This is a genomic window from Acinetobacter sp. D009 (genome assembly GCF_038562025.1).
In the GTDB taxonomy this organism is placed as follows: Bacteria; Pseudomonadota; Gammaproteobacteria; order Pseudomonadales; family Moraxellaceae; genus Acinetobacter; species Acinetobacter pittii.
In genome coordinates this window covers 625,771-637,931 of the sequence record NZ_CP151886.1, presented here as the reverse complement: position 1 = coordinate 637,931, position 12,161 = coordinate 625,771, and the positions used below count along the sequence as shown (strand labels likewise).

Sequence of the window (12,161 nt, the reverse complement as noted above, 5' to 3'; positions counted from 1 at the left end):
CTAAAAGAGAAAAATTGAGTTCGTGAAGTCAGCTTTTGTATTTAAATATTTTTAGCATGAGCATTCATTTGATATGTCCAAGCTTTAACAGTTTCCCCTGATTCAAGCATTACATCTACTATAACTCGTTCATATTGAAAGCCTTCAAAATCATCAAGCATCTGCCAGTTTTCAGCAAGTTTTTCTGTGCTAAATAGATAGCCTTCTACCCACTCCGCCTGAGGATCTAACACAATTGCTTTTAAGCCTTGATCTGGTCCCCAATCTAAAATATGTATAATTCCTCTTACCGAAGCTTTGGTCCACGTTCCCCCAATCTGTTCGAGAATATGTGCATTTGCTTTATTTGGACATAATGTTCCATACACAAAAAGCTGATTCATTCATCTATCCCTTTTTCAATATTCATAGTTGGTCTGATCTGCGATCTTGCAATTTTATCAATATCTTGAGTCCAATATAAAATATGAAGTAATAAAAAACGGCACTCAAGGTACCGTTTTTATTTCAAATCTTATTAGGCTTGTTTTTTTAACTCATCACGAATTTCACGTAATAATTGAATATCTTCAGGAGTTGCAGCTGGAGCTTCTGGTTCATTTTTATCACGGCGAAGTCTATTTAATAATTTCACCATTAAGAACACCACCCAAGCCAAAATAATGAAGTTAATTAAAATGGTCAGGAAATTACCATAAGTTAAAACATTCACACCTGCTTTTTGCAAAGCATCCAAAGATTGTAAATTGTTAGGATTTGCACCTAATACAATGAATTTTTGTGAAAAATCAACACCACCACCAGTAATCACAGTGATCAGTGGCATGATAATATCTTTTACTAAAGAGTCCACGATTTTGCCAAAAGCACCACCAATAATCACACCAATGGCTAAATCCATCATATTGCCTTTAACGGCAAATTCTTTAAATTCTTGAATAATACTCATCTAAACATCTCCAGATGTCGGGGGCTGAAACACATCATATTTTTCTTTTTCATTGGCATCTTATCGGATTAGATAGTACTCGCCATGATATTGATAATTTAATATTTTTATCAAAAAAAGAAAGTTATTTCACACTTTAACAACATATTCTCTTACAAGAAAAATATGAAATTAAGCTTAGCTTAACTTTAAATATTACGATTAAAAAAAACCGCTAAATTAATTTAGCGGTTTTTTCTTTTTCATTTAAGAAAATTATTTATCACGATTACGTTTACGTTCGTTTTCAGTCAAGTAACGCTTACGGATACGGATTGATTTAGGTGTTACTTCTACTAACTCGTCATCTTCAATGAATTCAAGCGCTTGTTCAAGCGTATATTCAATTGCAGGTACTAAAGTTAAAGCATCATCTGTACCAGACGCACGAACGTTAGTTAATTGCTTCGCTTTAGTTGGGTTTACAACCATATCGTCTGAACGAGAGTTAATACCCACGATCATACCTTCGTAAACTTCTAACTGTGGTTTAGCAAACAAACGACCACGGTCTTGTAAACTGAACAATGCATAGCCCAAGCAAGTACCTTGAACCATAGAAATCAATACACCGTTTTGACGTTTCGCAACAGTACCTTGTTTAACAGGACCATAATGCGAGAAGCTTGAAGTCATGATCCCTGTACCAGAAGTCATGGTCAAGAATTCAGAACGGAAACCGATCAAACCACGTGAAGGTACAGTTGCTTCAATACGGATACGACCTTTACCGTCAACTTCCATATTGGTCATTTCGCCTTTACGGTGACCCATTTGTTCCATTACAGCACCTTGATGCTGTTCTTCAACGTCAAAAGTTACATTTTCGTAAGGCTCTTGTCTTTCACCATCAATTTCTTTGATGATTACTTGTGGACGTGATACGCCCATTTCAAAACCTTCACGACGCATGTTTTCAATTAAAACTGAAAGGTGAAGTTCACCACGGCCAGATACTTTGAAACGGTCTGGACTGTCAGTATCTTCAACTCGTAAAGCTACGTTATGAATTAATTCGCGATCAAGACGTTCACGGATATTACGTGAAGTTACGAACTTACCTTCTTTACCAGCAAACGGAGAGTTGTTTACTTGGAAAGTCATAGATACTGTAGGTTCATCTACAGATAAAGCTGGTAATGCTTCAACATTTTTCGGATCACAAATCGTGTCAGAAATATTAAGTGCGTCGATACCAGTAATACATACAATATCACCAGCAGATGCTGATTCAACATCAATACGCTCTAAACCATGGTAACCCATGATTTTTAAGATACGACCGTTACGTGTATTGCCTTCTTTGTCAATTACAGTAACAGGAGTATTTAATTTTACTGAACCACGTTGAATACGACCAACACCGATAACACCTACGAAGCTGTTATAGTCAAGTGATGAAATCTGCATTTGGAATGGACCATCAACGTCAACTGCTGGTGGTTCAACGATGTCTACAATCGTTTCGAACAACGGTGTCATATCATCCGCTAATTCTTCTGGAGCAGGACCCGCTACACCACGTAAACCTGATGCATAAACGATTGGGAAATCTAATTGCTCATCAGTTGCGCCAAGGTTATCAAATAAATCAAACACTTGATCGATTACCCAGTCTGGACGCGCACTTGGTTTGTCAACTTTGTTGATAATAACAATTGGTTTTAAACCACGAGCAAAGGCTTTTTGTGTCACAAAGCGAGTTTGTGGCATTGGGCCTTCTTGAGAGTCAACTAAAAGTAATACGCAGTCAACCATCGACATTACACGTTCTACTTCACCACCGAAGTCGGCGTGTCCCGGGGTATCCACGATATTGATACGGTAAGTTGTATCAGTACGTTTATCTAACCAAGTAATAGAAGTGTTCTTTGCAAGAATGGTAATACCACGTTCACTTTCAAGCGCATTTGAGTCCATGACACGCTCAATCTCGCCTGCTCGTTCACCGAGAGCACCAGATTGCTGAAGTAGTTTATCGACAAGTGTGGTTTTCCCGTGGTCGACGTGCGCAATAATTGCGATATTACGGAGATTTTTGATATCTGACATGAAAATTCGAAACGCCTGAAATTTGAGGGCAAATTATACAGAAAAACACTACTCTTGAGTAGTGACAGTTTATTGACATTGACAAAAAAATTTTCCAATAGCCTGTATTTCGTTTTGTAAAGATAGGTATCTCGATTAGAATAGCGCCAATTTGCGAAATTGCGGCGTACCTACACCCATGTCCAATCAACACTCTCAAGACCATCTTGACCTTGTTTATGGCTTAGATGATCGACCAAAACCTCTGATCGCTTTTTTAGCAGCTTTCCAGCATTTGCTTGCGATTATTGTACCAATTGTTACACCAGGGCTTTTAATTTGCTTAGCTTTAGGCGTATCACGCACTGAAACCAACATGATTTTATCGATGTCTTTGGTGATTTCAGGTATTGCTACATTTCTTCAATGTAAAAAAGTCGGCCCGTTTGGTGCAGGTCTTCTGATTGTACAAGGCACAAGCTTTAACTTTATTGGTCCAATTATTGGTATTGGTAGTGCAATGGTTGCCGCAGGAACTCCTGTAAACCAAGTTATGGCTGCAATTTTTGGTGTAGTAATTGCTGGTTCCTTTATTGAAATGGGTGTTTCGCAAATTCTTCCATGGGTAAAAAGATTAATTACTCCTTTGGTGACTGGTATTGTTGTTTTATTAATTGGCTTAACGCTTATTAAGGAAGGCTTGATTAGTATGGGTGGTGGCTACCAAGCCATGCAAGACCATACTTTTGCAAGTGCAGACAACCTTATTATGTCATGTACCGTACTTGCTATTATTATTGTGCTAAACCGCATTCGGGTGGTTTGGATTAAAAGTTCAGCCATTTTAATTGCTTTAGTGATTGGTTACATTCTTGCAGGATTTATGGGTTACCTAGATTTCTCAGGTATTAAAGATGCGCCTCTTGTACAGATTCCAACACCAATGCACTTTGGTTTAAGCTTTTCTTGGGGCTTATTCATTCCAATGGCTTTTATTTATTTAGTCACATCTTTAGAAGCGATTGGTGACGTGACTGCAACCAGTAAACTTTCAAACCAACCCGTTAATGGTCCGGAATGGATGAAACGTATTAAAGGTGGCGTTTTAGTGAATGGTGCAAACTCTTTACTTGCAGGCTTATTTAATACTTTCCCTAGTTCTGTTTTTGCTCAAAATAATGGTGTCATCCAACTCACTGGGGTTGCAAGTCGTTATGTGGGTATCTGGATTGCTGCTTTACTTATTTTATTAGGTTTATTTCCAGCAGTAGCTGGTGTAATACAAGCCGTACCACAGGCGGTATTAGGTGGTGCTGTGATGGTAATGTTCGGTGCCGTAGCTGCATCAGGTATTAACATTCTCTCATCTATTCACCTTGATCGCCGAGCACTTTTAATTATCGCAATTTCACTTGCACTAGGTTTGGGTGTTGCTCAAGTTCCTCAAATTTTGGAACACCTTCCAGAGTTATTTAAAAATATTTTTAGCTCTGGCGTAGCGACAGGCGGTATAGCAGCATTAATTTTAAATGTTGTTCTCCCTGAAACACACAAATAACTATTTTTTAATTTTGATTACTGCCCAGTTTCCACTGGGCATTCTTCTTCATGAGAGATGTACATGGATCCTAGAAGTGAAGTGGTATTGAGACAACAAGACTATTTAAAAGGTAGAGTCTTGTTAATTAATGCACCGAATGATGCCCTAGTCAGTCAATTACCAGCGGATATTGATGCTTCAGTCTGGACATGGAACCATGCTGACTATCAGAGCTTTATAAATAGTGGAACAAATGCGCATTTCTCAGTTGAGTTTCCATTACAAGAATTCGATCAAGCCGTCATTTTTGTTCCCAAATCTAAAGAACTATTAAATTACATACTGCATGTCGTAATGAGCAATCTTAAAATTGCTCAGTCTGTTTTTTTAGTAGGTGAAAAAAAAGGTGGTGTTGAACGCGCTGCCAAACAACTACAAAGCTTCGGCAAAGTACTTAAACTCGATAGTGCACGCCACTGTCAGCTATGGCACTTAAAGATTGAAAAAACAGAACAAATTAAACCTCTCGAAAGTTGGCTTAAAACTTATACTGTTCATGTTAATCAACAAGAGCTTACGATTTGTGCCCTTCCCGGTGTATTTAGTCAAAATCATTTAGATGTCGGAACTGCTGTTTTACTCCCTTATCTTAATCAGGTGAAATCAGGTAGAATTGCCGACTTCGGGTGTGGTGCTGGAATTATCAGTTGCTATTTGGCAAAAATAAATTCAAGTAATATTATTCATGCCCTAGATATTGATGCTTTCGCTTTACGGTCAACGGAAATGACTTTTAGTCGAAATGGAATAGGTTCAGACCAGCTGAGATTGCAGCCTGTTACAGGTATTGCAGACGCTCCAACAGAACTCGATGCCATTGTCAGTAATCCCCCTTTCCATCAGGGTATTCATACCAACTATGATGCAAGTGAAGGACTCTGCCAGAACGCTAAAAAACATTTAAAGGCATCAGGTGAGCTATGGATTGTAGCAAACCGTTTTTTAAACTATCCGATCTTAATTGAGAAGCACTTTGGTCAGTGCCAGATTAAAACTGATCATCAAGGCTTTAAGGTGTTATATGCCTGTGCATAACAAACTATGTAAGGAATCTCCATGAGCGAAACACATGCTCCTGAAAAACTCCAGCGTAAGCTTGGGGCTCGTCATCTGAATATGATCGCCATTGGTGGTTCCATTGGTACAGGCCTCTTCCTTGCTTCTGGATCAACCATTGCAAACGCTGGCCCTGGTGGAGCGCTACTCGCCTATTCACTCATTGGCATTATGATTTACTTCTTAATGACCAGCTTAGGTGAGCTTGCAACTCACACACCAACATCCGGTGCCTTTTTTACTTACGGCAGTCGTTATGTCGAAGAAGGCTTTGGTTTCGCTCTAGGCTGGAACTATTGGTATAACTGGGCAATTACGGTTGCATTCGAACTTGTTGCGGTTCAGTTTATTATGAAGTTCTGGTTCCCTGATATTCCAGGGTTCTATTGGAGTGCCCTGTTCCTTATTGTTATCTTTCTGATCAATGCCATGACAGTAAAGGGATTTGGGGAAAGCGAATTCTGGTTTTCGATGGTCAAAGTAATTGCGATTGTTGCATTTATTATTATTGGCTTAGCCATGATCATCAAGATTATGCTAACTCCAGGTGTGGCAACTTTCGGAAACTGGACCTATAAAGAGGCACCTTTTGTAGGCGGTTTACAAGCCATGATTGGTGTCGCCATGATTGCCGGATTCTCTTTCCAAGGAACCGAAATGGTTGGGGTTGCTGCTGGCGAATCAAAAGATCCAAAGAAGACAATTCCACTTGCAATCAAACAGATTTTCTGGCGAATTTTATTATTTTATATCCTATGTATTTTCATTATCGGCACTCTGATTGCCTATGATGACCCGAATTTATTACAAGCAGCTGCCACTGAAGATATCGCACTATCTCCATTTACATTGCTTTATGAAAGAGTAGGTTTTGCTTTTGCTGCGAGTTTAATGAATGCTGTCATTCTTACTGCTATTTTATCAGCAGGTAATTCAGGCATGTATTCCTCAACTCGTATGTTGTTTAAAATGGCTCAAGAAGGCCGTGCACCAAAGTGGTTTGCAAAACTTGATGGTCGTGGCGTTCCAATGAACGCGCTATATGCAACGACATTTATTGCTGCATTCTGTTTCTTAACGACATTTATTGGTGAAAAACAAGTATTTAACTGGCTACTCAATATGTCGGGTATGTGTGGTTTTATTGTTTGGTTAGGAATCGCGATTTCACATTACCGTTTCCGTAAAGGATACATTGCTCAAGGCTATAAATTAGAAGATTTAGCATATCGTGCCAAATTTTTCCCATTTGCACCTTGGTTTGCATTTATTCTCTGTTCAATCATTATCTTAGGACAGAACTACCAAGCCATTTTAGGTGGAAAAATTGATTGGTTAGGCTTACTTTCAACCTATATTAGCTTACCTTTGTTCTTGATCATTTGGTTAGGTTATAAGTGGAAAAATAAAACCAAATTGATCTCTTACGATCAAATGAACGTCAAACCTGAACAAGATTAAAACTGGTCATTAAAGTAAATCAAAGATCAAAAACTTGATCTTTGATTAAAAGAGCGTAAAATGCCGTTCAGATTTTCAACGGCACTTTTAAATAAGGAGGACATCATGCCATTAGTACAAGGTAAAACAGATTAAATAATTTGGCACGATGTCAGCTCACGGACAAGTGTACAAATTCACACCACTTGTCCGAATGCTTAAATTTAAAACCTAGCATTCGCTAGGTTTTTTTATGCCTGCTCGGACAAAAATAAGAGAAAAAATTATGGGCATACAAAAAATATTAAACAAGGAGGCACTCTACGGTGTCCCTGTTAAAATTTTCACTCAAGACATAGATAGTGAAAGTATCGAACAACTCAAGAAAATGGCACAACTGCAATTCATCTATTCTCATATTGCTGTTATGCCCGATGTTCACCTAGGAAAAGGCGCAACTGTAGGTAGTGTTATTCCAACTAAACACGCCATAATCCCTGCTGCTGTAGGGGTAGATATTGGTTGTGGTATGAATGCAATTCGCTTGAGTTTAAAGGCTTCACAATTACCTGATAACTTAAGCCGTTTGCGTGATGCGATCGAACGTAAAGTACCGGTTGGCTTTGCTTTGCATAAACAAGTCAAAGCGAAAGCTTCTAGCATTATTCCACTTGAAAAACGCTTAGAACCAATTATCAAAAAGCATCCTGGACTTGTTCGAATGCTTCGACAATTTGATGCAACATGGCAAAAGCAACTTGGTACTTTAGGTGGTGGCAATCACTTTATAGAATTATGTATTGATGAAAATCAAGATGTCTGGGTGATGCTGCATTCAGGTAGCAGAGGGCTCGGTAATGTTATTGGTACTTATTTTATTGAACTTGCCAAGAAAGAAGCTCAGCATCGCTTTGGCCATGTACCAGATAAAGACTTAAGTTATTTTGCTGAAGGCTCAAAAAGTTTTGATGATTATGTAGAAGGTGTAGAGTGGGCACAAGAATATGCTTTTGAAAATCGCAAAGAGATGATGCGATTAATTTTAGAAGCGATCCGCACTCTTCTACCTTCTTTTCAAACGACAAAAGAAGCGATTAATTGTCATCATAACTATGTAAGCCGTGAAACACATTTTGGCGAAAATCTATTGATTACCCGAAAAGGTGCAATTAGAGCAGGCTTAGATGAGCTAGGTATTATTCCAGGTTCAATGGGAGCACGATCTTATATTGTTAAAGGCAAAGCAAATCCTGAATCATTTTGCTCTTGTTCTCATGGCGCTGGTCGCAAAATGAGCAGAAGTAAAGCAAAAGTTCTTTTTAATCAGCAAGATCTTATTGAACAAACCCAAGGAATTGAATGTCGTAAAGACAGTGGCGTTGTCGATGAAATTCCAAGCGCCTATAAAGACATTGATGAAGTCATGGCGAATCAGTCAGACCTCATTGAAGTCGTTCATACTCTAAAACAAGTTTTATGTATTAAAGGTTAAAGCATGAAAATTAAAGAAATGCCAAAGATTAAAGTCCGTAATCAAGTAGCTCTATCCCCTTTACTCCACAAAGGTGGTATGCACGAAACGGAAAAACCTCGTGCCCAACATCGCAAAGATAGACAAGATACTAAACAGCTATTGAAGAAAGGTGTTTGGTAAATAATTTAAACAAAGATCGAAGTAATTATTAAGGAGACACAGAAATGACTAAATATTTTAAAAATCGCAATAAAAAAAGCGACTCTAACGAGTCGCTTTTTTACTGTTCAAGAACTCAAATTATTGAGCTGCTGCAGGAGCTGCCGCTTCTTGACCAGGTTGAACAACTACAGTACGGCTACCAGTGATTGTCGCGAATACACGACGGTTCATAGCACGGCCTTCTTTAGTTTTGTTGTCAGCAATCGGTTGATCCCAAGCGAAACCTTGAGTAGACAAACGAGATGCATCAACGTTGTATTCGTTTACAAGAGCTGATTTAACAGAGTTAGCACGAGCTAAAGATAAACGTTCGTTCAACTTACGTGGACCAGTGTTATCTGTGTGACCTTCGATACGTGCAGTAGCGTTAGGGTATTCAGTTAACTTCTCAGCAACTTTAGCGATTTCTGGCTTGTATTGGTCTTTGATGTTTGATTTGTTAGTATCAAAGAACACACGAAGTTCCATGTTAAGGTCTTCAGTTAACTCTTGTGGTTGTGGAGCAACTGGAGTTGGTTCAACTGGAGCAACTTCTACTACAGGAGCAGCAGGCTTCAAGTGACCACCAAGAACTACGTTTAAACCAGCAAGAGCTGTATAGTTCCAGAATTTTTCGTCAAAGTTATAAGTACCACGAGCTTCTGTACGAAGAGATAAAGCATCGTTTAAGCGCCAGAAAGCACCAACACCAGCATTACCTAAAGTACCTTCTTCACCATCACGGTAAGCTAAACGAGCATCATCAAATTCATATTTGTAGTGACCAGCACCTAACAATACGTATGGCTTGATTTTGCTATCGTAGTTTTTAGTGATTAGATCAGAAGTAACATAGAAGTTACCGTTGATTTGTTTTTGTTTGTATTCACCGTAATTAGTGTCTACATCACCTTTTACTTGGCTATATTCAGCTTCGAAACCTAACCATGGTGTTAACTCGATACCAAGAGCTGCACCAACGAATAAATCGTCTTGTAATTCAGGTCCGTTAGTTAACTCACCTTCGTTACCGCCATTATTGTGTTGAGTGTCTTGGAAAGTGTAACCAAGCAATAATGGAGTAACAGTTACGCCAGCATTAGCAGCAGCTAATGGAGCAGCGACAAGCATAGCAAGTGCAATACGACTCAATTTCATGGATATCCTCCAGAGATAACAATTGTTGTTCAAGCTCAGCCTAAATTTATTGGCCCCTGAGATATTTTCACCCCAGTATTATTTTTAAGCTATTCACATTTGAATCATACAAACACTTGATAGACTTTCCAAGTGCTTGATAATTTTAATCAAGTAAATTATTGACAAAATTACTTACAATTTCCGTTGTAATTCGGTAATTTTTCACTCAACTAGCAAATATGAACAACTTCTTTCTTTCGCTTACGGTGATTTTACCAGTATTCTAGCATCCTGATAACCTTTATTTAATTTTGTGTTTCCTCACTATAAAAATCATTATAAATCATTGATAGAAAGCATAAAATCAAAATATTTCTTTATATATTAAGGAATTTTAATGTTTAAAACTTCCGGTTTCACGTTGTTGGAACTCACTATAACGCTCGCAATTCTTATGATCATGGTCACTATAGCGCTTCCTTTATATCATCAATTTATGGCTTCTGTAGAATTAAAAAATTCGTCTCGACTACTCACAATTCATATACAAAAAGCCAAATACGACGCAATTCTACGACATAAGAGTGTCGTACTTTGCCCAAGTGTTGATTTGTCTACATGTAATAGTAACTGGGATACAAGTCTTATAAGCTTTGTAGACACGAATCAGAATCTACAAAGAGAAAACAATGAAGAAGTATTAACCAATGTTGAACTTGCTCATCGCTACGGTTCTTTAAAATTTCATAAGTTTGGAAAAAAACTAAATAGTATTGTATTTCAGGGCGACACAGGACTGCCACGCGAATCTAACGGCACTTTTATTTACTGTTCTTATAACCAGCTTAAAAACTTTAAATTAGTTCTCAGCAAAATGGGACACACCCGTTTAGAAGACCTTAAAAATTGTTAGAACTCTACAGTCTAATGCAGAAGATATCTCTCTTTGATTTTTGCAATATACTGCCTAGGTTTTAAACATTTCTTATTTTGAGATTAAGAACAATCGGAGATTACAACAATGACTGACATCGTAATTGTAAATGGTGCTCGTACTGCCATGGGTGGTTTTCAAGGATCACTATCAGGACTTACAGCGCCTGAATTGGGTGCGGTAACGATTAAAGAAGCAATCGCACGAGCAGGTTTACAGCCTACTGATGTCGAAGAAGTCATTATGGGTTGTGTACTGCCTGCTGGCCTAAAGCAAGGTCCAGCACGTCAAGCGATGCGTAAAGCTGGCTTACCAGACTCTACAGGTGCAGTAACGATTAACAAGCTTTGTGGTTCTGGCATGAAAGCTGTTATGCAAGCCGCTGATATGATTAAAGCAGGTAGTGCTGAAGTTGTTGTTGCTGGTGGCATGGAGTCTATGACAAATGCACCTTATGTTTTACCAAAAGCACGAGCTGGCTATCGCATGGGCCATGGCGAAATTAAAGATCATATGTTCTTTGATGGGCTTGAAGATGCTGAAACTGGGCGTTTAATGGGTTCATTTGCTCAAGATATGGCCAATACTCGTGGCTATACACGTGAGCAAATGGATGACTTTGCGATTCGCTCTTTAAAACGTGCTCAAACAGCAATTACTGAAGGTTATTTCAAAGACGAAATCGTTCCAGTTACTGTACCTAGTCGTAAAGGTGATGTCGTTGTTGATCAGGATGAACAACCTTTAAATGCCAAGATTGACAAGATTCCTTCACTCAAACCAGCTTTTGCAAAAGACGGTACGATTACCGCCGCAAATGCAAGTTCTATTTCGGATGGTGCATCTGCATTAGTATTAACTTCAAGTGAAGTTGCAGCACAGCGCGGTTTGCAACCGCTTGCAAAAATTATCGCGACAGCGTCAAACTCTCAGCATCCTTCAGAATTTACGATCGCTCCAGTTGGTGCTATCGAAAAAGTGCTTAAAAAAGCGGGATGGAATGCGCAAGACGTTGACCTGTGGGAAATTAACGAAGCGTTTGCTATGGTTACCATGTGCCCAATTGATGATTTCAAACTTGATGCAGAGAAAGTAAATATCAATGGTGGTGCTTGTGCACTAGGTCACCCTGTAGGTTCTACGGGCTCTCGTATTATTCTTACACTTATTCATGCACTGAAACGTACTGGCGGTAAAAAAGGTATTGCTGCACTCTGTATTGGTGGTGGTGAGGCAACAGCAGTTGCAATTGAACTCATTTAATCCAAATTCATTATTTTAAAATCCCACTTCGGTG

11 protein-coding genes are annotated in these 12,161 nt (G+C 38.7%); 7 read left to right on the top strand and 4 right to left on the bottom strand.

Going from position 1 to position 12,161, the window contains the following annotated elements; all coding sequences use genetic code 11:
- Window positions 1–41: 41 nt before the first annotated feature.
- The 3 genes from AAC388_RS03135 to typA form a co-directional block, all read right to left on the bottom strand.
- Window positions 42–383 carry a gamma-glutamylcyclotransferase family protein gene (locus tag AAC388_RS03135; RefSeq protein ID WP_032036936.1) on the bottom strand — a complete coding sequence of 114 codons (342 nt, stop codon included), beginning with the start codon at window positions 381–383 and terminating at the stop codon, window positions 42–44.
- A 134-nt stretch (window positions 384–517) separates the two neighbouring features.
- Entirely contained in the window at window positions 518–949 is a 432-nt protein-coding gene (gene mscL / locus AAC388_RS03130; protein WP_342371179.1) for a large conductance mechanosensitive channel protein MscL, read from the bottom strand.
- 255 nt (window positions 950–1,204) lie between these two features.
- On the bottom strand, window positions 1,205–3,040 hold the full coding sequence (gene typA / locus AAC388_RS03125; RefSeq protein WP_017402639.1) for a translational GTPase TypA: 1,836 nt from the start codon (window positions 3,038–3,040) through the stop codon (window positions 1,205–1,207).
- A 178-nt stretch (window positions 3,041–3,218) separates the two neighbouring features.
- On the opposite strand from typA, the gene AAC388_RS03120 reads away from it, so the two are divergent.
- From AAC388_RS03120 to AAC388_RS03100, 5 genes are all read left to right on the top strand, one after another.
- Window positions 3,219–4,577: a uracil-xanthine permease family protein gene (locus AAC388_RS03120; protein ID WP_002116159.1), complete on the top strand. Its 1,359-nt coding sequence runs from the start codon at window positions 3,219–3,221 to the stop codon at window positions 4,575–4,577.
- A gap of 63 nt (window positions 4,578–4,640) precedes the next feature.
- Window positions 4,641–5,654 (top strand): methyltransferase, encoded by a 1,014-nt coding sequence (locus AAC388_RS03115; protein WP_342371178.1) that lies wholly within the window; start codon window positions 4,641–4,643, stop codon window positions 5,652–5,654.
- A 21-nt stretch (window positions 5,655–5,675) separates the two neighbouring features.
- Window positions 5,676–7,136, top strand: a complete 1,461-nt coding sequence (locus tag AAC388_RS03110) for an amino acid permease (protein WP_014207587.1) — start codon at window positions 5,676–5,678, stop codon at window positions 7,134–7,136.
- Window positions 7,137–7,401: 265 nt separating this feature from the next.
- The gene (locus AAC388_RS03105) at window positions 7,402–8,607 is read left to right on the top strand and encodes an RtcB family protein (RefSeq protein WP_342371177.1); all 1,206 of its coding nucleotides are present in this window, start codon (window positions 7,402–7,404) and stop codon (window positions 8,605–8,607) included.
- Window positions 8,608–8,610: 3 nt separating this feature from the next.
- Window positions 8,611–8,769 (top strand): hypothetical protein, encoded by a 159-nt coding sequence (locus tag AAC388_RS03100; protein WP_342371176.1) that lies wholly within the window; start codon window positions 8,611–8,613, stop codon window positions 8,767–8,769.
- Window positions 8,770–8,889: 120 nt separating this feature from the next.
- Here the strand turns inward: AAC388_RS03100 and omp38 are convergent, their stop codons facing one another.
- Window positions 8,890–9,948 (bottom strand): outer membrane protein Omp38, encoded by a 1,059-nt coding sequence (gene omp38 / locus AAC388_RS03095; protein ID WP_061874119.1) that lies wholly within the window; start codon window positions 9,946–9,948, stop codon window positions 8,890–8,892.
- Window positions 9,949–10,327: 379 nt separating this feature from the next.
- Between omp38 and AAC388_RS03090 the strand changes: the two genes are divergently transcribed.
- Both AAC388_RS03090 and AAC388_RS03085 read left to right on the top strand, forming a co-directional pair.
- Window positions 10,328–10,843, top strand: a complete 516-nt coding sequence (locus AAC388_RS03090; RefSeq protein WP_342371175.1) for a GspH/FimT family pseudopilin — start codon at window positions 10,328–10,330, stop codon at window positions 10,841–10,843.
- Between the two features lie 108 nt (window positions 10,844–10,951).
- Window positions 10,952–12,127, top strand: coding sequence for a thiolase family protein (locus AAC388_RS03085; protein WP_014207591.1), 1,176 nt, complete (start codon window positions 10,952–10,954; stop codon window positions 12,125–12,127).
- Window positions 12,128–12,161 lie beyond the last annotated feature (34 nt).